The following is a 21,576-nucleotide window of genomic DNA, read 5'->3' as shown; positions in this document are numbered from 1 at the left end:
GGGGGAGTTGTACGTCGCCGGTGCGGGGCTGGCCCGCGGGTACCTGAACCGGCCGGGGCTGACGGCAGGACGGTTCGTGGCGTGCCCGTTCGACCAGGCGGGCGCGCGGATGTACCGCACCGGTGACCTGGTGCGCTGGCGCGCCGACGGCGAGCTGGAGTACGTCGGCCGCGCCGACGACCAGGTGAAGGTGCGCGGCTTCCGGATCGAACTCGGCGAGGTCGAGGCGGCGCTGGCCGAGCACCCCGCCGTCGCCCAGGCCGCCGCCCTCGCCGAGGACGACCGGCTCATCGGCTACGTCGTCCCGCGCCAGGACACCGCTCGGGACAACGGCCTCGAAGCGGACCACGTGGGTGAGTGGCAGGACATCTACGACGCCCTGCCCATCACCCCCGCAGAAGCCGCCTTCGGCCAGAACTTCGTCGGCTGGAACAGCAGTTACGACACCCACCCGATCCCCATCGAGCAGATGCGCGAGTGGCGCGACACCACCGTGGCGCGCATCCTCGCCCTGCGGCCCCGCCGGGTGCTGGAGGTCGGCGTCGGCACCGGTCTGCTGCTCTCGCACATCGCGCCACACTGCGAGAGCTACTGGGCGACCGACTTCTCCGCCACCGCGATCGACGCGCTGGCCGCCCAGATCGCTCAGCAGGACGGCCTGGCCGAGCGCGTGGTGCTCCACACCCGCCCGGCACACGACACCGACAAGCTACCCACCGGGCAGTTCGACACCATCGTGATCAACTCGGTGGTCCAGTACTTCCCCTCCGCCGACTACCTGGCGGAGGTGGTCGACCAACTGATGACCCTGCTCACCCCCGGCGGCGCGCTCTTCATCGGCGACGTACGCAACCTGCGGCTGCTGCGCCCGCTGACGACCGCCGTCCAACTGCACCGGGCCACCGACGGCACCGACCTGCCGGCGGTGCGCCGCGCGGTGGAGCAGGCCCTCCTGGTGGAGAAGGAACTCCTGGTCGACCCGGACTTCTTCACCGTCCTGCGCGAGCGCGGCACCGACATCGGCGCGGTGGCCGTGGAGGTCAAGCGCGGCCGGCACCACAACGAGCTGACCCGCTACCGCTACGACGTCACCCTGCACAAGCAGCCGACCGTGCCGACGGCACCGACCACGCAGCAGGAACTGACGTGGGGCCGAGAGGTCGCCGACCTCGCGGAACTGCGCGAGCTGCTCGCCCGGCGCGGCGCGGATTCGGTGCGCATCACCGAGCTGCCAAACCGGCGCGTCGCCCGCGAGGCCGCGCTGGCCCGGGCGGTGCAGACCGGGGACGGCACGCTCGCCGAACTGCTGGACCGGCTGCACGGCCCGGACAACGACGGCCTGCCCGACCCGGAGGACCTCCGCGCGCTCGGCGACGAACTCGGACGCCGGGTGTACGTCACCTGGTCGCCCACCGCGTCCGACGCCCTCGACGTGCTCTTCACCAGAGCGCCGGCACCGCAGGACGTCGGCGTCGAGGCCTACCGGCCGCTGCGGCCGTCCGGCACCGCGCTGTCCGAGCTCACCAACCGCCCGACCGGGAACCGGGGTACCACTGCCCTCATCGGCGAACTCCGCGACCGGCTGCGCGACCGCCTGCCCGAGTACCTCGTGCCGTCGGCCTTCGTGGTCCTGGACGCGTTGCCGCTGACCGCCAGCGGCAAGCTCGACCGCCGCGCCCTGCCCACCCCCGACCTGGGGATGGCCGCGGCCGGGCGCGCGCCGCGCACCCCGCAGGAACAGCTGCTCGCCGACCTCTACGCCGACGTGCTCGGGCTGGCCCAGGTCGGCGTCGAGGACAGCTTCTTCGACCTGGGCGGGCACTCGTTGCTGGCGACCAGGCTGGCCTCCCGGGTCAGGGCGGTCTTCGGTGCCGAGCTGGAGGTCCGGACGCTGTTCGAGTACCCGACCGTGGCCGCACTGGCGGCTCGCCTCGACGGCTCGGCAGCGGCGCGGCCCGCGCTGACCGCCCGCCCGCGCCCCGAGAGGATCCCGCTGTCCTTCGCCCAGCGCCGCCTTTGGTTCCTGCACCGCATGGACGGGCCGAGCGCCACCTACAACATGCCGCTCGCGCTGCGCCTGGACGGCCGGCTGGACCAGCCGGCGCTGCGGGCCGCGTTCGCGGACGTGGTCGCCCGGCACGAGAGCCTGCGGACGGTTCTCCGCGAGGCGGACGGCGCGCCGTACCAGGTCGTGCTGAGCGCGGACGAGGCCCCGTCCCCGGCGCTGAAGGTGATCGGGCTCGACGAGGGCCGGCTGGCCGAGCGGCTGGCGGAGGCGGCCCGGCGCGGGTTCGACTTGGCCGCCGAGCCGCCGATCCGGGCGGAGCTCTTCGCGCTCGCGCCGGACCGGCACGTGCTGCTGGTCGTGGTGCACCACATCGCCGGTGACGGCTGGTCGATGGGCCCGCTCTCCCGCGACCTCGCGGCGGCCTATGCGGCCCGCTGCCGGGGCGAGGAACCGCAGTGGTCCCCGCTGCCGGTTCAGTACGCCGACTACACCCTGTGGCAACGCGATCTGCTTGGCGACACCGCCGACCAGAACAGCCTGTTCTACCGGCAACTCAGCTACTGGGAAATGGAGTTGGCGGGACTTCCGGAGCTGGTCCAGGTGCCAGCCGACCGCCCCCGACCGGCCGAGGCCTCCCAGCGGGGCGGCCGGCTCGAGGTCCACATGGACGCCGAACTGCACCAGGCGCTGCGGGACCTGGCCGCCGCGCACGGCGCCAGCATGTTCATGGTGCTCCAAGCCGGCCTCGCCGCGCTGCTCACCCGGCTCGGCGCCGGTACGGACATCCCGATCGGCAGCCCGATCGCCGGCCGCACCGACCAGGCCCTGGACGAACTCGTCGGCTTCTTCGTCAACACCCTGGTGCTGCGCACCGACACCAGCGGCGACCCCGACTTCGCCGAACTGCTCGGCCGGGTGCGGCAGAAGGCGCTCACCGCCTACGACCACCAGGACGTGCCGTTCGAGTACCTGGTCGAGGTGGTCAACCCGGCCCGGTCGCTGGCCCACCACCCGCTGTTCCAGGTCATGCTGGCGCTGCAGAACGCGCCGCTGGGCGAGTTCACGCTGCCCGGGCTGGAGACCGGCTACCTGCCGGCGCCGACCGGCACCGCGCGGGTCGACCTGACGTTCAGCCTGGCCGAGCAGTTCCGCCCCGACGGCGGCCTCGACGGCGTGGTCGGTGCGGTGGAGTTCGCCACCGACCTGTTCGACCCGGACACCGTGGAACTGCTGTTCGCCCGCTGGGTGCGGCTGCTGCGCGCGGCAGCCGCCGACCCGCACCGGGCGATCGGCCGGATCGACATCCTGTCGGGCGAGGAACGCCACCGGCTGCTCGGCGAGTTCAACGACACCGCCGCCGAGCTGCCCGAGGCCGCCCTGCCGGAGCTGTTCGCCCTCCAGGTGCGGGCCACCCCGGACGCGGTGGCCGTCGTCACCGACGGCACCGAACTGACCTACCGGGAACTCGACCTGCGGGCCAACCGCCTGGCGCGGGCACTGATCCGCCAGGGCGTGGGGCCGGAGACGCCGGTGGCGGTCCTGCTGGACCGCTCGGCGGAGCTGGTCGTGGCGATCCTGGCGATCATCAAGGCGGGCGGCGCCTACGTCCCGCTCGACTCGCGCTTCCCGTCCTCCCGCATCGACCTGATCCTCCGGGAGACCGGCGCCGCGCTGGTGCTCACCGAGGACGTACTGACCGCACTGATCCAGACCGAACCCGATTCATCCGACACTGAAGTCTCATGCAACCCAGAGCAGTTGGCGTACGTGATGTACACCTCCGGCTCGACCGGCCGGCCGAAGGGAGTGGGCGTCACCCATCGCGACGTGGCGGCTCTGGCGCTGGCCCCGTGCTGGTCCGGCGGCGCCCACGACCGGGTGCTGCTGCACTCCCCGATCGCCTTCGACGCCGCGACGTACGAGCTGTGGGCGCCGCTGCTCGGCGGTGGCCGGGTCGTCGTCGCACCGCCCGGCCGGCTCGATGTCGACCAGTTGCACCGGACCGTCACCGAACACCGGGTGACCGGCCTGTGGCTCACAGCCGGTCTCTTCCGCCTGGTGGCCGAGGAACGGCCGACGCTGCTCGCCGGGGTGCACGAGGTCTGGACCGGCGGTGACGTGGTCTCCCCGGCCGCCGTCGCCCGGGTTCTGGCGGCCTGCCCGGACATCGCGGTGGTCAACGGCTACGGACCGACCGAGACCACGACCTTCGCCGCCCACCACCGGGTACGCGCCCTCCCCGCGCACGCCGCCACCGTCCCGATCGGCCGGCCGATGGCGAACATGCGGGCGTACGTACTCGACGCCGGACTGCGGCCGGTGCCAACGGGAGTGGCCGGTGAGCTCTACCTGGCCGGCGCGGGCACGGCCCGGGGCTATCTGGACCGGCCCGGCCTGACGGCGGGGCGGTTCACCGCCGACCCGTACGGGCCCGCCGGGGAGCGGATGTACCGCACCGGGGACCTGGCGCGGTGGCTGGCCGACGGCACGCTGGAGTTCGCCGGCCGAGCGGACGACCAGGTCAAGCTGCGCGGCTTCCGGATCGAGCCCGGCGAGATCGAAGCCGTCCTCGCCGGACTCCCGGGCATCGCCCAGGCAGCCGTCGTCGCCCGCGAGGACCAACCGGGCGACCAGCGGCTCGTCGCCTACCTGGTACCCGCTCCCGAGGACGCGCCCGAGGTGGGCGAGCTGTCCGAGCGGCTGCGCCGCGAACTGCCCGAGTACATGGTGCCGTCGGCGTTCGTCACCCTGGACGTGCTGCCGCTGACCGCCAACGGCAAGGTGGACCGGGCCGCCCTGCCGGCTCCCGAGTACGGCGCGACGAGCACCGGCCGCGGCCCCCGGACCCCGCAGGAGCAGCTGCTGTGCGCCCTGTTCGCCGAGATCCTCGGCCGGGAACAGGTCCACATCGACGACAGCTTCTTCGACCTGGGCGGGCACTCGCTGCTGGCCGCCCGGCTGGTCTCGCGCGTCCGAGAGACCCTGGGCGTCCAGGTCGGCCTGCGCACGCTCTTCGAAGCGCCGACGGTGGCCGGGCTCACGAACCGCCTGGCCATGAACGATCCCGAGGACTCCTTCGAAGTGGTGCTGCCGCTGCGCCCGACAGGCAGCCGTCCGCCGCTGTTCTGCATCCACCCCGGCGGCGGCATCAGCTGGTCGTACAGCGGGCTGCTGAACCACGTCGGCCCGGAGCACCCGGTCTACGCGATCCAGGCGCGCGGCCTCGCCCGACCGGAGGAACTTCCGAAGTCCTACGAGGAGATGGCGGCCGACTACGCCGACCAGATCCGCAAGATCCAGTCCGACGGTCCCTACCGGCTGCTCGGCTGGTCCGCCGGCGGGCTGATCGCCCACGCGATCGCCTGCGAGCTGCAGGCCCGCGGCGAACGCACCGAGCTGCTGGCGATCCTCGACGCCTACCCGGTGAAGGACGTGGAGTTCGACGAGGCACCCGTCCCGACCGAGCGGGACGTGCTGGTCGGGATCCTCGACTGCGACCCCGCCGAACTGGACGAGGGGCCGCTGACCTACGGCGAGATCGCCGAGATCCTGCGCCGACGGGGCAGCGCCCTGGCGGACCTGGACGAGCGGCGCATCGAGGCCGTCGTCCAGATCATGATCAACAACGCCCGGCTGGCGCTCGACCACGACCCGGGCAGGTTCGACGGGGACCTGCTGCTGTTCAACTCCACCATCGACCGCACCGACGACTCGACGGGCGCCGGGATCTGGCAGCCGTACGTCGCCGGCCGGATCGAATCGCACGAGATCACCACCCGGCACGACCGGATGACCCAGCCGGGCTCACTGGCCCAGATCGGACCGATCCTGGCCGCCAGGCTCGCCGAGGCCACCGGTGCCACCTCGACCCCCAACCTGGAGGACTGACTCATGACCAACCCGTTCGACGACCAGAACGGCACCTTCCTCGTGCTCGTCAACGAGGAGAACCAGCACTCGCTCTGGCCCCAGTTCGCCGACGTCCCAGCGGGGTGGACCGTCGCCCACGGCCCCGACACCCACGCCGCCTGCCTGGAGTTCGTCGAGCAGAGCTGGACCGACATGCGGCCCAAGAGCCTCGTCGACGCCATGAACGCCCAGCGGTAGAGCGGCCGACGTGACTTCTACCGACACCGCCCTCGGAGCCGACACGCTCGGCACCGATGCCCCCGGCGCCGGCACGCTCGGCACCGGCGCCCCCAGCGAGGCCCGCACCACCGCGAGCCCGTCCGGGCCGGGCGATCTGGCCGCGGCGCTGCACACACCCGCGGCCCGCCGGGACCCGTACCCGTTCTACGCCCGGATGCGCCGCGAACGCCCGGTGTACCGCAGCCCGCAGGGCATCTGGTACCTCACCCGGTACGCCGACGTCGAGACGGCACTGGGCGACCTGAGGCTGTCCAACGACCGGGACCGGATGACCCGGGCCCTCGGTGCGCTGGACGGCAACCTCAAGGGCCTGAGCCGGCTCACCGACCGGCTCGGCAGGGTGATGACCAACACCGACCCGCCGGACCACGCCCGGCTGCGCAAACTGGTGAACAAGGCGTTCACCGCCCGACGGGTCGAGGCCCTCAGGGACGGCATCCAGACGATCGTAGACGGCCTGATCGACCGGGCCGTGGCCCAGGGGCCGACCATGGACCTCATCGAGGCGGTCGCCTCCCCACTGCCGCTCGCGGTCGTCTGCGAGCTGTTCGGCATCCCGCCCGAGGACCGTCCGAAGGTCAAGGGCTGGTTCCGCCGGCTCGGCAACCTGACCGAGGACATCGAGCAGTCCGTCCTGGCCGTCGACCAGCACGAGGAGTACCTCACCGAGCTCATCCGCCGACGCCGCGCCGACCCGGGCGAGGACCTGATCAGCGCCCTGGTCACCGCCCAGGCGCGAGGCGACCGGCTCACTGACGCGGAACTGCTGTCGACCTGCTTCGTCCTCATCACCGCCGGCGACGAGACGACCACCCACCTGATCGGCAACGGCACCCTCGCCCTGCTGCGCCACCCCGAACAGCTGGCCCGGCTGCGTGAGGACCCGAGGTTGATCCGGAGCGCCGTCGAAGAACTGTCCCGGTACGACACGCCGACCCAGGCGATCGTGCGGGTCGTCGCCGAGGACGTTCCGATCGGCGGGGAGACGCTGCGCGAGGGCGAGTTGGTGTACCTGTTCCTCGCCGCGACAAACCGTGATCCCGAGCGCTTCGAGGACCCCGACCGGCTCGACCTGGCACGCCCCGGCAACCGGCACCTGAGCTTCGGCAACGGCCCCCACTTCTGCTTGGGCGGACCGCTGGCCAAGCTCGAAGCCGAGGTGGCCATCGGCACGCTGGTCCGCCGGCTCCCACAGCTACGGCTGGCCGAGGAGGCGGCCCTCGAGTGGAAGCCCAACCCGTTGCAGCGCCGGCTGAGTGCCCTTCCGCTCTGCTACTGAACAAGTCATCGGCTATCGAAGGAGTTCTGATCATGGCCCAGGAGTTCCGGGTCCGCCGGGAGCAGGAGCTGGCCGCCGCACCCGACCAGGTCTGGCACGCGGTCGCCACCGCTGGCGGCAACCTCGGCTGGCTCTACCCCATGGAGATCGAGCCGCACATCGGCGGGAAGGTTTCCCGCGGCGATGGGACCGTCGTGGCGTGGGAGCCGCCGCACCACTTCGCCTGCCGGGTGACCAGGGACGACGGATTCTCCAACACGCTCAGCTACCAGATCGAGCCGGCCGACGGCGTAACCAGCCGACTGCGCATGGGAATTCACTGGGTCCACGAGGGCGTCGTCGACGACGGCTGGGACACCAGGGCGGACGCGGCCGAGAAGCACGTCGACTTCTACCAGCACAGCCTGGCCGAGTACCTGACGCACTTCGCGGGGCGTCCCGCCGTCTACGTCAAGGCCGACCGGCCTGGGCCGAGCGCCGACCCCGCCGAGTTCGCCGCCCTGCGCCGACGCCTCGGACTGGCCGACGGCAAGGCCGTCGGCGACCGGTTGTCGCTCACGCTGCCGGGCCGGGACGGCGGCCCGGTAGACGTGATCGTGGACTACCTCACCCGCGACTTCATCGGCCTGCGCGGTCCGGACGCGCTGTACCGCTTCTTCGACGGGAGCTCCTGGAACTGGCCGATCTGGCTGGGCCACCACCTGTTCGCCAAGGACACCGACGAGGAGCAGACCGTGCAGGCGTGGACCGCTTGGCTGAACGACGCGCCCTCCTAACCCGGGGCTGGGGAACGGGAGGCGGCGGAACCGCGCCTTCCTACCGCCGCCTCCCGCGACCCGGGATCCGCCTCCCGTGACCCGCGACCCGAGCTCCGACCGACCGGACGACGGAGAACCGAAGGACCTCTGATGGAAACACTGCTCTATACCGCCGAACTCATCCAGGAAGGCGGTACCTACAAGCTCGTGGTGCAGGACAAGCTGCGGGACACGGTGCAGACCACCCAAGTCCCCAGGGCCGCGGTGGACAAGCTCCCGACCTTCCTGTCCATGCTCAGCGCCAAGCTCAACTCGGGGCTGCCGCACGGCCGGCGGTAGGCAGTGGGCGGCGGAGCGTGCGATGACCACGTTCCACCGGCACGGGGTGGACCGCCGGACCGTCATCCGCCCGGAGCGAGCCGACTGCCTGGTGGTCGAACCTCGTATGAGCCGATGAGCGCGGCGGTACGCCTGTTCGCGCGGGGTTCGCAGCGGATCACAGCAGCGTGCGACGCGCACAACACGGCGTCGATCCAGTCCCTGGGTCGGGTCGACCGCTGGCGGCGGTGATCTTCGTGGCGGTGTCCCACAGCTCAGGTAGAGCCGCCAGGGTCGCCTGGGCGCGGTGCTGCAGGTCGGTACTGGAGGCGATGCCGAGGTCGGCCAGGACGGCGTCGAACAGCGGGGCCAGCTCGGCCTGGCTCTGCGGGGCGTCGATGGCGAGGATCTTGTGGCACCGGGCGAAGGTCGCCGTGATCCAGAACATCGCCTCCCGGTGGTCGCCGCGTTCGGTCAGGTCGTAGCTGGCGTCGATGGCGATCGGCCGGGCGATCGGGGTGATGTCGGTGCTGAAGGAGAACGGCGTCGTGGCTGCTGCGGCTGCGGCATCGAAGGTGGTGGCCAGGGCGTCGACGTGTCCATGGACCTGGGTGGCGGTCAGCTGGTCGGCGCCCATCAACCGCAGCAGGCCGGGGTAGCACTGGGCCAGGCCGAAGTCGGTGAGGGTCTCGCGGGCGCGCAGGTAGCGCAGGCGCACGGTGGGGTTTCGCAGGGCGGCGACCAGGATCAGGTGCGCGGTCACTCCGGTGGGGAAGAGCCAGCTCGTCACCTGGTCGTGCCAGGGCAGCGTCGTGTCCAGGTTGCCGAGTGCGGTCTCGATCTTGTCGCGGACGCTCTGGCAGCGGGCCCGGACCCAGGCCGGGTCGGCGAAACCGGTGGCGACCTGCTGTTGCAGGGCACGCAGAGCGCCGGTGGGGTCGTCGACGATGGTGTCGCGCCGGAGCCCGCCCGCCAGATGGTAGTCGGCCAGTGTCGCCTCGGCCGGGTGGAGCTGCTCCCACGCCAGGTAGGTCACTTCCAGCAGGACGCCCCGGTGCGTGAACTTGCCGAGCTTGTGCCCTTCGACGGGCCAACGGGTGATCAGCATGATGTCGACGTCCGAGCCGAGCGGAAGTTCGGCTTCGTCACGCAGCACGGTGGTGGATCCACTGAGATAGGCCCCGAAGTAGCCGGGAAGGGAACGGCCGTTGGTTGTGATCCAGTCGCGGGCAGCGGCACGTGCGATGTCCATTTTCATGGGCAGGTTCCTCCGGTCAGAGAAGATGGGGCCTGGCGCGCCAAGCTGGTGCTGTGACCGCATAGGTACACCGGGTTGCTTGATCACGCGACGAGGGCTGGTTCGCCACCCCGGCGGAGTCCCTTCTCGCTGCGGATGCGGGCGTGTTCTCGACGCTGGGCGGCCACGACATCGGGGGGCGGGCGTTGGCGTTGCGCCAGCACGGGCAGGCGAGCAGTTTGCGGATCGACCAGCGGCCGAAGGGTTGCCCGAGTTCGGTCGGGCGGGTGGTGGCCGTCTGGACGACGAAGTCCTCGTCGTCAGGACCGCGCAGGCGGAGACAGCCTCCCGCCCACTGAGGGGCCGGGCACGGCACCCAGGGCGGGAAGCCGAAGCGGGCGGAACGGGCGGACGGTGGCGGGATCATCGGCGAGATGTCACCCGTTCGAGTGAGGATCCGAGCTGTGACCGACGATCTGTTGCACGCTGTCCAGCGGCGCCCGGCGACAACGGCGTCTCAGCGACCAGTTCAGGGAGGCTCTCATGGCCAACGTCCCGAAGGACCTCATGTACTCCAAAGAGCACGAGTGGGTGCAACGGATGGGAAACGGCCAGGTGCGCGTGGGTATCACGGACTTCGCACAGCGGCAGCTCGGGGACATCGTCTTCGTGGAACTGCCCAAGGTGGGGGACCGGCTCGATGTCGGACGGGCGTTCGGCAGCGTGGAATCCGTAAAGGCGGTCAGCGAGCTCTACATGCCGGTGGCCGGCACGATCGTCGCCGTGAACGTGGATATGAACGACGACCCTGAAATGATCAACCAAGACCCCTACGACGGCTGGATGATCGAGATCACGCTGGCCAAGGCTTCCGACACCGACAACCTGCTCTCAGCCGCGCAATACGAGGCGTACCTCAGTGAGGAAGCCGACTGACCAGTGGCAGATCGGATCCGAACGGCCCACCCTGTTCGGGTAGTTGGGCCGGCTCGCGACGATGCGTGACGTCAAGAGGTGCTCCCGGAGCCGTGGGCCCGGGGGCACCTCTCGATCAAACGGGGAGCAGACGCGTCAACCGTTCTGAGACAACGAGACGGGCTGAACTGGGTCGGTTGGTTCCGGACATCCCGCGGGCAGTGCCCGGTACGCACATTCATGGCTCTGTTCGCGAGAACTCCTCAACAGTCAGCTGTAGTCCCGCGCCGCGTCACCGGCGGAGAGCTCGCGCCCACAGAGCTCGCGGTCCCGGCTGCTTTGCACGCGGCCGCGCCGATCCTGGCGAGCCTACTTGCGCTGGCGATCGCCCCGACCGTCACCGTGCATGCGCCGGTTCGCCAGCGTGACAGCCTGGCTCACTGCCGAGGGACTTCCTGCGGTTGGTCGAGGTCGTGGCAGGCATGGTGTGATCAGCCCACCGTCCGCCCGGGAAGATCACCGCCCTCGGGCTGCACACCCGGCCGGCCAGACCTACCGTGAGGGGCATGAGCGAGCTCCCTCAAGCCGCCCGGCAAGCCGCCGACGCCTACGCCCATGCCGTCGTCCTCCTCGGCCGCTGCGGCGAGGCCACCCACCAGGCCGACTGGGCCGCGCTCGCCGAGCACGCCGGCGCCCTCAGTGTCGCCGCGGGCGAGCTGTCCGTCGCCGCCGGTGCCGTAACCCGGGAGGAGACGCCTGTCAGCCCAGCCGAGTTCCATGCCGCAGCACAGCAGGCCATTCGCGGACGGCAGCCTGATCCACGTGTGCCACGGGGCCAATGAGTGCCGGGCGCAGGGCGGCTGCGGCTACAGCGGGTCGGACGCCGAGCAGGCCAGGCCGGGTGATCGCGCAGCTGTGCGATGCCGCCATGGCCCACTTCCCGAAGCCCGGCGGCGACAACGGCGTGCGCTGGTTGATCGGCAAGCTGCCGGACGCCGTGTGACGACGCCGTGGCCGGGCCCACTCGTCCGCGCGGCGGGCCCGGCCACGTCACGGGTGTACGGAACGCGTCCTCCGCTGGTCTTGGGGCCTGGGTCCTGAGCCACGGGAGCGGTGGACGGGACACGGTGACGGGTACTGCCGAGGCGATTGCCAGGGCGCGGGGCGTCCGTTCAGCCCGGGACGACGGTGAGTTCGCGGGTGCTCCGGTTGAGCCGTTCGGCGCCGTCCGGAGTGCAGACCACGATGTCCTCGATCCTGGCGCCGTAGCGCCCGGCCAGGTAGATGCCCGGTTCGACCGAGAAGGCCATCCCCGGCTCCAGCGGCCGTGACGAGCCGGCCACGATGTAGGGCTCCTCGTGGGTCTCCAGACCGATTCCGTGACCGGTGCGGTGCAGGAACTGCTCGCCGTACCCGGCGGCCGTGATGACGTCCCGCCCGACGGCGTCCAGTTCCTCGGCCGTGATGCCCGGCCGCGCGGCGTCGGTCTGTGCCCGCTGGGCGCGCAACAGCACCTCGTACAGGCGGCGGTACCCGGCCGGCGGCTCGCCGAGCGCGTAGCAGCGGGTGGAGTCGGAGCAGTAGCCGGCTGCGGTGGTTCCGCCGATGTCGACGACCACCGGGTCCCCCGCGCGCAGTGCCCGGTCCGACACCTCGTGGTGGGGGCTCGCGCTGTTCGGCCCCGAGCCGACGATCACGAAGTCGACCTGGACGTGACCCTCGGCGGTGATGGCCTCCGCGATGTCCCGGCCGACCTCGCGCTCCGTGCGGCCCGGCCGCAGCCATTCGGCCATCCGGGCGTGCACCCGGTCGATGGCCGCCGCGGCCTGCCGGAGCGCCTGCACCTCCTGCGAGCTCTTGCGCATGCGCAGTTCGCCGAGTACGGGCCCGGCGAGGACCTGCCGGCTGCGGGGCAGGGCAGCCTGGAAGGCCATCGCCTTCTCGGCCCACATCCGGTTGTCGACGCCGATCGTCGCGCGTGCGGGCAGCCGGGCGGCGGCGATCGCGTACGGGTCCTGCGTCTCCTGCCAGCTGATGATCTCCAGATCGAGACCTGCGGCGGGGGAGGCCTGCGCGGCGGGCTCCTCCAGGGCCGGTACGAGTAGGAAGGGATCGCCCTCGACGGGCAGCACCAGGCAGGTGAGCCGCTCGAGCGGCAGGGCGTGATAGCCCGTCAGATACCGCAGATCGGCACCGGGCGAGATCAGGAGGGCGTCGATGCCGGTGCGGCCGGCGGCTTCACGGGCCTGCCGCAGGCGGTCCGAGGTGACCGTGAGCGGGAGCGGGCGGTCCGGGTCAGGCATTCGGGATCTCCTTCGGGTCTGGCGGCAGGGCCGGATCGGCCCCCACGGGCAGGGCCGGATCGTGAGGACGCCGCCGAGTGCGCCATCGCGACCGGGGCGCCAGCAGCCTCGCCGTCGGGGATCGGGCTGCCGACCGTCCCGAACGCCAAAGAGCGGGCGACCCCTGCCGGTCCGTCATGCCGGGTGGGTTCCGTGACGTTGTCGCTGACCACCTCACGGTCGGCAACCTGCGGACACTCTACCTACCAAACGTTTGTTATGCATCCGTCTTGCGGACTTGCTGACGGAGCGGCAGGGTTGCCGTCGGCGATGCGCTGCGGCACGTCGAGGCGGGCGAGCAGGCGGTAGGCGTTGGCGAGGCGGGCGTGGCCCGCGACGGGGGCGAGCAGGCGGTCGAGGGCGGCCGCCGCCAGCAGGACCGGCGCGGCGGCCAGGAAGAGCGTGCCGCGCAGCAGTCGCCGGCCTCGCCCGGGGGAGCCCGGCAGCCAGGCGGCGTCCTCGCGCGGGGCGACCGCATCGAGCAGCAGCCAGCAGGCGGCGAGCAGGTCCACCGGGTCGTGGGGCTCGCCGTGCTGTTCCAGTAGGACGGTGAAACCCAGCTCGGACAGTCGTCGGCGCAGGTTGACGGCGGGCAGCAGGTGGAGGTGTTGCGGCTGGAGCCAGGGCAGCCACCACCGGCCCAGCAGGCGGGCGTAACGCGACCGCGGGTCGGGGACCTCGATCAGCAGCAGCCCGCTGGGGCCCAGCGCCTGCCGTGCGGCGGCCAACTCCCGGTGCGGGTCGGTGCAGTGCTCCAGGTAGTGGAACATGCTCACCACGTCGTACTGCCCGGCCAGGGTGGGTGCCAGCTCCGGGAAGGAGCCGCGGAAGGCCCGGACCACCCGGCCCTCCCGGCGGGCGAGTTCGACACCCTCGGTGAGGTCCAGGCCGTCGAAGGCGGTATTCGGGAAGAGCCCGCGGGCGCTCTCGCAGAAGTGCCCGTGGCCGGTGCCGACGTCGAGCCATCGGGCGAGTCCGCCGGCGGCGTGCGGAAGGACGGATTCGGCACGCCGGCGGTAGACCCGGGACCGGGTGCCGAAGACTCCGCCGAGCCGCTGCTCGCCCAGCCCGTCGTAGAAGTCGCGATAGTAGAACTCCAGCCCGGCGGACGTCAGCTGCGGGTTCTGGAAGATGTGTCCGCAGCTGCGGCACTCGTCCAGGACGAACCGTCCCGGCTTGTGCTGCAGCAGGTCCGAGGTGCGCAGCCGGGATCGCAGGTCGGTGGCGCCGCACCACGGGCAGTCGGTGCGGCGGGCCGCGAAGAACCGGTCGGTGCCCTCCGCGAGGTCGGCCCGGTAGCCGGGGCGCAGGGCGGCGATCAGGGCGGTGCGGGTCGCGGCCGCGGTGGTGGTCGGCCTCGCGGAGGTGGTCACTGGCTGCTCCCGGGTGTCAAGGGCCGCTCCACTGCCAGCCGTTCGAGGTGATCGGCGGCCGCGGTGGCGCCGCCGGCGGCTCGGAAGGAGGCGCCGACGCGCTGCGCGGCGGCGCGGTACGCGGGGTCGTCGAGGACGGCGTCCAGCGCCTGTCCGAGCCGTTCCGCGGTGGTCCGACCGAACCGCAGCCGCACGCCCGTGCCGGCCGCCACCACCTGCGCGGCCACCACGGGCTGGTCGTCCCGGATCGGGGCGACCACCAGCGGCACTCCGTGCCACAGTGCCTCGCAGACCGTGTTGTGCCCGGCATGGCAGACGACGGCCGCCGCGCGGGCCAGCAGGTCCAGCTGCGGGACGTGCGGGAGTACCAGGACGTCCGGGTCCAGGGCAGGTGCTCCCAGCAGGCCACCCGGGTCGACGATCACGGCCTGGAGGCGTTTCGAGCGTGTGCGCAGGGATGTCTGACTGTGTGACAGAAACGCTGCTCCGGCGTCGGAGTTGGCGGTTCCCAGGGTTACCAGGACCAGTGCGCGGTCCGGGTCCAGCCACTCCCAGGGGAAGGCGGTGCCGCTCGGGCGTGCAGCCAGCGACGGGCCGACGAAGCGGATCGGTCCACCGGCTGACGTGGCGGATGAGGCCAACTCTGCTGTGCTGAAGGCGAGTACCAAATACGGGGAGAAGCGCGGGTCTGTGTTAGTCGCCCGCTCGCCTCCGGGCGCTCGGACCCGGTGCCGACGGTCGTCGCTCCCGCACTCCCTCCTTCGTCGGTCGTTTCCTCGCTCCTCACTTACGTCACCGGCGCGCCCCTCGGCTCGGGGCGGGTTGGTCGCCCGCTCGTTGAGGGGCGGGCCGTCTGGGTCGTCCGGGCCGCTGAGGCGGCTGCGCAGTTCGGCGAGCCGGTCGCGGACCCAGCCCTCGACCAGTGGCATGCCGTCCAGAGGGCCGGTGAGCTCCGCCGAGGTGGTCGCCGAGGTGGCCCAGGGTAGGCCCGCGCGTTCGGCGACCAGCGCGCCGGCCACCGCCTGCTGGTCGACCACCAGCACGTCGGGGCGGAAGTGCTCGATGGCCTCGGCCACGCCAGGGGCCATCGCGTCGGCGAGCGGGACCAGGAAGTCCTCCCAGAGGAACTTCAGCGCCGCCGGACCGCGCAGCTCTGGCGGGCGTTCGGGAACGGCGTCCGGAGCCAGGGCGACGGCGCAGCGGAACACCTCCGCCTCGGAGCCGGCGAGCCGGCCGATCAGCTCGGGTACCCCGGCCCAGGCCGTGGCGTGCCCGCGCGCCGCCAGCTCGGCCGCCACGCCCACCACCGGGTTGACGTGCCCGACCAGCGGCGGGACCACGAACAGGTAGCGGCTCATCGGGCGCTGTCCTCCAGTTCCCGTCCAGTGGGCAGCGGAGCGTGGGCCGGATCGCGGAGGCGGACGCCGCACTCGTGCAGCCAGCTGAGAGTCAACTTCCGGACGGTGTAGGGGGCTTCGACTAGGACCGAGTGTTCCTGTCCGGGCACGAAGGTGGTGCGGCAGTCCGGTAGCAGGCCGTCCAGCCAGGCCGCCTGATGGGCCAGATCCGAATCGGTCCCGTAGACGGCGAGCACCGGGCAGGAGATCGAGCGCAGTTCGGCGCCGCCGGGCAGCCGGCTGGCCGGGATCTCCCGGGCCAGCGAGGTCTGTGCGAGCAGCCGGCCGGCCGAGCGGGCCAGCCGTGCGGTGTGTGCGCCGCGCTGCTCGGCGACCCAGGCCAGGGTGGTCTCCCGGACCAGCTCGTGCTCGGCACGGCGCAGGATGCCGTCCAGCTTGGCCGCCCAGGAGCGGGAGGCCGGTTCGGACTCGATCGCCAGGATGCTCGCCACCCGCGCGGGACGGCGGGCGGCAAGGCCGAACGCCACCGTGCCGCCGAAGGAGTTGCCCACCAGATGCACCGGACCGGTCAGGTCGAGCCCGTCCAGCAGCGCCGCCAGGTCGTCGACGAAGTGCTCCAGGCGGTAGCCGGTGGCCGGCCGCGCGGTGCGACCGTGGCCGCGCTGGTCGTACATCAGCACATCGAGTCCGGCAGTGGCCAGCGCCGGGCCCAGGGTGAAGTAGTAGCTGGCGAGGCTGTCGGTGAGCAGGCCGTGCACCAGCACGACGGTGGCCGCGGGCGGGCCGCCGTCCTGCGGAGCGAGTCGCTGTACATGCCGGCGCAGCCCGCCGAGGTCGAGGAAGGCCATCGGTCAGCCTCGCGCGGCGTTCTGCAGCTGGTTCACCACGTAGTCGACCAGCCGGCCGACGGTCAGGCCGATGATCTCGTCCAGCTCCATGCCGGCGATGAACTCGGCGAAGTTGATGTGGTCGCCCCAGCGTTCCTGGAGCCGGCCGCTGAGGGTCACCAGGTCGATGCTCTCCAGTTCGAGGTCCTCGGTGAACCGGGTCGCCATGGTGACCTCGGTGTCCGCGAGGCCGTACTCGTCGAGCACGGCGGCCAGCATGCCGGTGATCTCGCGCAGGACCTCCTGGTCGGTGGGCGGGCGGTGGTTCACCGTGTGCTGACTGGTCGTCACGTCGGTAACTCCCCTGAGAGGTTGTCGGTGTCGGTGGTGGCCGCTGTCCAGGCGACCACGTACCTGCACTCGGGCAGGCCGGGTGGGCTGCCGGTATCGGTGTAGTGGATGCGGTGGGTTCGCGCCCCTCTCCCAGCCTCCGGCCGGGGGCACCCTGCTGGCCCGGCGAGCCGGACCAGCAGGGTGCCCGGTTGGGCGGAGGTGATCGCGAACTCCCGTGGTCGGCCGCGCAGTCCGGTGCCTTCGGCCTTGGCCGCCGCCTCCTTGGCGGCCCAGAACCGGGTGAACCAGAGCGCCTCGGAGCCGCCGTCCGGGTCGGCTGCGCGGCAGTCGGCGAGCAGGTCGAGTTCGGCCGGGCCGAAGGCGACGCGCAGGTCCTGCGGGGCGCTGTCGGTGACCGTCTCCAGGTCGATGCCCACGCCGCCGGATCCGGCCGGCCGGACGAGTGCGACGGCCGCCTCGGCGCGGTGGGCCAGCGAGACGTGGAGGGTCGGGAGCGTGCGGCCGTGCGCGCCGGTGACGTAAGGGCGGCCGCTCGCGTCGTTCCACACCTGGATCTCGGCGGGGAACACCGGTCCTTCACCGTGGTCCCAGAGCCACCGCCGGACGGCGTCCTTGACGGCGATCCGGCCCAGCAGCCAGCCGCGTCGGCCGCGCGGGGGCTGGCGGTGGTAGCGGTCCCGCTCGGCGGAGCCCAGGTGGTTGCGCATGATCAGGTCGCGGGATGCCAGGTCCGGCCAGCGCTCGTGCAGCAGTGTCCAGCCGCCGGGCTGCACGGTGGAGAGGGTGTTGTGTTCGGGGCGGCGTTCCACCGGTCGGGTGGCGGGGTCGCTGTCGAAGCGGCGGTCCTGCCAACCGTTCACCTCCGCCCGGACCTCGCCGTCGATGAGCAACTGGGCGTCGGCTTCGAGGGTGGTGTCGCCGAGGGTGGTGATCCGGATGTGGCAGTCCACTTCGGTGCCGGGACGCGGCAGCGGTCCGTACCACCGCAACCGGCGCATGCCGACGGGGAAGACCACGGTGCGCTCGGCGCGGGTGGCCATGATCCAGTAGCCGAGCAGCTGGCCGACGTTGTCCAGCAGCGCGCCGGGGGCGCCGGGTGCGGTGATCACTCCGCGGCCGTGGGTGTCGCCGATCGCGGTCAGTTCGGTCAAGCCCTGGAAGGCCGGGCCGTGGAACATCCATCGCTCGTCGTAGAGCCCGGCGGCGGTCAGTTCCGGTGTCCGCTCGCCCGCCGGGTCGATCGGCCATGGCTCCGGCGGTGTGATGTGGCGATCAGTCAGTTCCACCGTGCCGCAGGCGTAGTCGCCGAAGGCCGCGGCGAGCCGGTCCGGTCCCAGCTCCTGGAGGGTGATCTCCACGTCCAGTGGTTCCGCAGCCGGGACCCACCGCCCGAACCGCAGGTCGTGGACGGTGCCGGCGACCCGGCCCGGCAGTGCCCGCTCGGCCGCGTCCATCAGGTGCTGCACGATCGTGGTGGCCGGGACCACCGGCCAGCGGTCGGCCGGGTCGGGCCAGCCGGGGCGCTGGCGGAAGAAGCAGTGGTCGAGCAGGTACGGCATGGTGGTGGCGCAGACGCGCAGCCGGCTGGTGTAGCGGCGGCCGGCGGGCTGGGCGGGCGCGGCTGCGGACGCACGGGACGGTGGCGTCGGCGGTGGCGCCGTCGGCGCGGCCCGCCCGGCGTGTCGGCCGGCGGTGATCAGGTCGGCGGCGGTGCGGGCGGTGTCCCGTAGCAGGGCGTCGAGTTCGGCCGCGATCGGATGGCCTTCGGCGAGCGCCGCGAGGTCCGATGCAGGGCCTGCGGGCACGGGGGCGGGTGTGGGCCCGGGCGTGCCGGCCGGCGCCGGGGCGGTGGTGTGGGATCGGGCGAGTTCGGCCCGGAGCGAGGTCAGCGTGGCCTCGTCCAGCGCGACCAGGGCGCCGCTGAGGTCGAGCGGGACGACGGGGTGCGGCCGGGCTGGGGCCGTCGAGGCGCCGGCCCGCGATTTCGCGGCCAGTACCGCCAGGTCGGGTTCCGCGCCGATGCTCCACAACGCCGCGGCCGCGCAGCGCAGTTGGGAGATCCCCGGGCGGTGCGGCGCGTTGGCGGCGACCACCAGGTGGTCCCGGCCGTGCAGCGTGTCGCCGACCAGCGAGCCCAACTGCCCGGTGCCCACCTGGACGAAGGCCCGGAAGCCGTCCGCGTACAGCGCCTCCACCAGACGCCGGAACCGCACCGGCTCCAGCAGATGGCGGACGAACAGTGCCCGGATCTCGTCCTGTCGCGTCGGGAACGGCGCGGCCGTGGTGCCGGACCAGACCGGCACGGTCGGCCGGTGCAGGGTGAAGCGCTCCGCGGACTGCCGGATCGGCTCCAGATAGGGGCTCAGCATCGGTGTGTGGAATCCGGACCGGAACGGCAACACCTGGCCGAGCACACCGCGCGCCCGGAACCACCGGACCAGCCGCTCGACCGGTTCCTCGGGACCGCAGACGATCGACTGCTGCGGCGCGTTGTCGTGCGACAGCACGACCTCCGACAGGCCGTCCACACTCTCCAGCGCCCCGAGCACCCGCTCCGCCGAGGCGCCGAGCGCGGCGAAGGCCAGCCCGGGAACGCGCAGCGCGTCGGGGTCGAAGGAGGACAGGAAGGAGTCCACCTCCGTGCCGGCGAAGAGGCCGCCCGCGATCATGGCGGTCCACTCGCCGACACTGTGCCCCGCGACGGCGTCCGGTGTGACGCCCAGGCGGCGCAGCGCGGTGTCGAGCAGCCGTCCGACGCCGACCACGCCCACGCCGTGCCGCCCGATGTCGCCCACCCGGTCCGTGCGGCCGGCGCCGCCGGCCGTCAGGTCGGGGCGGGGCAGCGCGAAGTGCTCGGCGACGTCGTCCACCCGCGGCGCGAACTCGCCCTCCAGGCCCGGGAAGAGGAACGCCACCCGGCCCCGTGCGGCCGCGCCCTCGCCGAGCAGCGGCTCGGGCGCGAACCACACGTCGTTGCGCCCGTGCCAGGCCCGTCCCCGGGCCACCGCGCGACGGGCCAGCGCCAGCCGCTTCGGTGTCGGGTCCACGATCGCCAGCCGGCAGCGCGGTGCGGGCACCGCGCGCTCCGGCAGGCCGGCCGCCAGCACGGTCCGGTCGTCCGCCGCCAGCAGGGCGGCCAGCTGCCCGGGCCCGTCGGCGGCCAGCCGCAGCACCCGCTCGGGTTCGGTGACGGTGGCGGAAGGTCGCGGCGGTGCGGGGCTCGGGGCCGGTCCGCCGCCGGGCGCCTGTTCCAGTACCACATGGGCGTTGATCCCGCCGAAACCGAAGGCGTTGACGGCCGCCCGACGCGGCTGCCCGGCGGTCTCCCACGACCGGGCGGTGGCCACCGTACGGAACCGGGTGGCCGCCAGCGCGGGGTGCGGGTCCTCGCAGTGCAGGGTGGGCAGCAGCATCCCGTGGTGCACGGCCAGCGCGGCCTTGACCAGTCCGGCCACACCCGCCGCGGGCATGGTGTGCCCGATCATCGACTTGACCGAGCCGAGCACCGCCCGTTCGCCGCCCACCTGGGCCGGGCCGAACACCTCGGCAAGGGTGGCCAGTTCTGCCGCGTCACCGGCCGGGGTGGCGGTCCCGTGCGCCTCCAGCAGACCGATCGCGCCGGGTGCCGCCGGATCGAGGCCGGCCGCCTGCCAGGCGGCCCGGACCGCCCGGCTCTGGCCGCCGGGGTCGGGGTTGGCGAGGCCGGCCGTGCGGCCGTCGCTCGCCACGCCGGTGCCGCGGATCACCGCGTAGACCCGGTCACCGTCGCGCTCGGCGTCGGTGAGCCGCTTGAGCACCACCACGCCGGTGCCCTCGCCGATCAGGATGCCGTCGGCGCCCCGGTGGAAGGGCCGGATCCGCTGGCTCGGCGAGAGCGCCCGCAACTGTGCGAAGACGCTCCACAGCGTGACGTCGTGGCAGTGGTGCACCCCGCCGGCCAGCACCAGGTCGCAGCGGCCGGAGGCCAGTTCACCGATCGCCTGGTCCACCGCGACCAGCGAGGAGGCGCAGGCGGCGTCCACGGTGTACGCGGGACCGCGCAGGTCCAGCCGGTTGGCCAGCCGGGAGGCGGCGAGGTTGGGCACCAGGCCGATCGCCGACTCGGGTCTCTCGGGCCCCAGCCGGTCGGTGAACGCGGTACGGACCTGGTCGAGCTGACCAGGCGTCAGTTCCGGTATCAGCTCGCCGAGGGTGCGTACCAACTGGTGTGCGCTGCGCACCCGTTGGTCGAGCCGGACCAGGCCTGGCGTGAGATAGCCGCCGCGGCCCAGCACCACGCCGACCCGGTCGCGGTCGGGCAGCCGGTCCGGACCGCCGGCGTCCTCGATCGCGGCGGCGGCGACCTGCAGCGCGATCAGCTGGTCGGGCTCGGTGCCCGGCACCGAGCTGGGCATCAGACCGAACCTGGTCGGCTGTACCTGCGCCAGTCCGTCCACGAAGCCGCCGCGCCTGCAGTAGAGCCGGTCCGCCGTCGCCGGTCCGCCGGCCGCCGCCGGATCGTAGTAGGCCACGTCCCAGCGTCCCTCGGGGACGTCCGTGATCGCGTCCACCCCCTCGACCAGGTTCCGCCAGTAGGCCGCCAGGTCCGGCGCGCCGGGCAGCAGCACCGCCATGCCCACCACGGCCACCGGCGGCTGGCCCTCCGTCCGCACGGCGGC

General features: G+C 72.6%; 14 protein-coding genes and 1 pseudogene. 7 read left to right on the top strand and 8 right to left on the bottom strand.

Annotated features, from left to right (window positions below; translation table 11 throughout):
- The 5 genes from ACWDAK_RS14315 to ACWDAK_RS14295 all read left to right on the top strand — a co-directional run.
- On the top strand, nt 1–5,896 hold a 5,896-nt coding region (locus ACWDAK_RS14315; RefSeq protein ID WP_427393419.1), incomplete at its 5' end, for an amino acid adenylation domain-containing protein.
- A gap of 3 nt (nt 5,897–5,899) precedes the next feature.
- Nucleotides 5,900–6,115 carry an MbtH family protein gene (locus tag ACWDAK_RS14310; protein ID WP_344637592.1) on the top strand — a complete coding sequence of 72 codons (216 nt, stop codon included), beginning with the start codon at nt 5,900–5,902 and terminating at the stop codon, nt 6,113–6,115.
- A 10-nt stretch (nt 6,116–6,125) separates the two neighbouring features.
- Entirely contained in the window at nt 6,126–7,436 is a 1,311-nt protein-coding gene (locus ACWDAK_RS14305; protein ID WP_427393418.1) for a cytochrome P450, read from the top strand.
- Between the two features lie 32 nt (nt 7,437–7,468).
- A complete protein-coding gene (locus ACWDAK_RS14300) occupies nt 7,469–8,212 on the top strand; it encodes an SRPBCC family protein (RefSeq protein WP_427393417.1) in 744 nt (247 codons plus the stop codon).
- 132 nt (nt 8,213–8,344) lie between these two features.
- On the top strand, nt 8,345–8,533 hold the full coding sequence (locus ACWDAK_RS14295; RefSeq protein WP_344637595.1) for a hypothetical protein: 189 nt from the start codon (nt 8,345–8,347) through the stop codon (nt 8,531–8,533).
- 157 nt (nt 8,534–8,690) lie between these two features.
- Here ACWDAK_RS14295 and ACWDAK_RS14290 read toward each other — a convergent pair whose 3' ends face one another.
- Together ACWDAK_RS14290 and ACWDAK_RS14285 are read right to left on the bottom strand one after the other, a co-directional pair.
- On the bottom strand, nt 8,691–9,770 hold the full coding sequence (locus ACWDAK_RS14290; RefSeq protein ID WP_344637596.1) for a hypothetical protein: 1,080 nt from the start codon (nt 9,768–9,770) through the stop codon (nt 8,691–8,693).
- Nucleotides 9,771–9,984: 214 nt separating this feature from the next.
- A pseudogene (locus ACWDAK_RS14285) lies at nt 9,985–10,119 on the bottom strand (IS630 family transposase); the annotation flags it as partial.
- Between the two features lie 173 nt (nt 10,120–10,292).
- Between ACWDAK_RS14285 and gcvH the strand changes: the two are divergent.
- Both gcvH and ACWDAK_RS14275 read left to right on the top strand, forming a co-directional pair.
- On the top strand, nt 10,293–10,685 hold the full coding sequence (gene gcvH, locus ACWDAK_RS14280) for a glycine cleavage system protein GcvH (RefSeq protein ID WP_427393416.1): 393 nt from the start codon (nt 10,293–10,295) through the stop codon (nt 10,683–10,685).
- 545 nt (nt 10,686–11,230) lie between these two features.
- Nucleotides 11,231–11,506, top strand: coding sequence for a hypothetical protein (locus ACWDAK_RS14275; RefSeq protein WP_344637598.1), 276 nt, complete (start codon nt 11,231–11,233; stop codon nt 11,504–11,506).
- A 330-nt stretch (nt 11,507–11,836) separates the two neighbouring features.
- Here the strand turns inward: ACWDAK_RS14275 and ACWDAK_RS14270 are convergent, their stop codons facing one another.
- The 6 genes from ACWDAK_RS14270 to ACWDAK_RS14245 all read right to left on the bottom strand — a co-directional run bounded on the left by ACWDAK_RS14270 (nt 11,837) and on the right by ACWDAK_RS14245 (nt 21,531).
- Nucleotides 11,837–12,967 (bottom strand): M24 family metallopeptidase, encoded by a 1,131-nt coding sequence (locus ACWDAK_RS14270; RefSeq protein ID WP_427393415.1) that lies wholly within the window; start codon nt 12,965–12,967, stop codon nt 11,837–11,839.
- A gap of 242 nt (nt 12,968–13,209) precedes the next feature.
- Nucleotides 13,210–14,379, bottom strand: coding sequence for a class I SAM-dependent methyltransferase (locus ACWDAK_RS14265; protein WP_427393414.1), 1,170 nt, complete (start codon nt 14,377–14,379; stop codon nt 13,210–13,212).
- Complete coding sequence (locus tag ACWDAK_RS14260; RefSeq protein ID WP_427393413.1) at nt 14,376–15,737, bottom strand: glycosyltransferase; 1,362 nt, start codon at nt 15,735–15,737, stop codon at nt 14,376–14,378. The genes ACWDAK_RS14265 and ACWDAK_RS14260 overlap by 4 nt, the downstream gene beginning before the upstream one ends.
- Nucleotides 15,734–16,585 carry an alpha/beta fold hydrolase gene (locus ACWDAK_RS14255; RefSeq protein WP_427393412.1) on the bottom strand — a complete coding sequence of 284 codons (852 nt, stop codon included), beginning with the start codon at nt 16,583–16,585 and terminating at the stop codon, nt 15,734–15,736. Before ACWDAK_RS14255 ends, ACWDAK_RS14260 begins: the two co-directional genes overlap by 4 nt.
- Nucleotides 16,586–16,588: 3 nt before the next feature.
- Nucleotides 16,589–16,915 (bottom strand): acyl carrier protein, encoded by a 327-nt coding sequence (locus ACWDAK_RS14250; RefSeq protein WP_425557660.1) that lies wholly within the window; start codon nt 16,913–16,915, stop codon nt 16,589–16,591.
- Complete coding sequence (locus tag ACWDAK_RS14245) at nt 16,912–21,531, bottom strand: beta-ketoacyl synthase N-terminal-like domain-containing protein (RefSeq protein WP_427393422.1); 4,620 nt, start codon at nt 21,529–21,531, stop codon at nt 16,912–16,914. The genes ACWDAK_RS14250 and ACWDAK_RS14245 overlap by 4 nt, the downstream gene beginning before the upstream one ends.
- Nucleotides 21,532–21,576 lie beyond the last annotated feature (45 nt).

Source organism: Kitasatospora sp. NPDC001175, from assembly GCF_053598215.1.
Note: the sequence above shows the minus strand (reverse complement) of the source record. Positions and strands in the feature narration are given on the sequence as shown.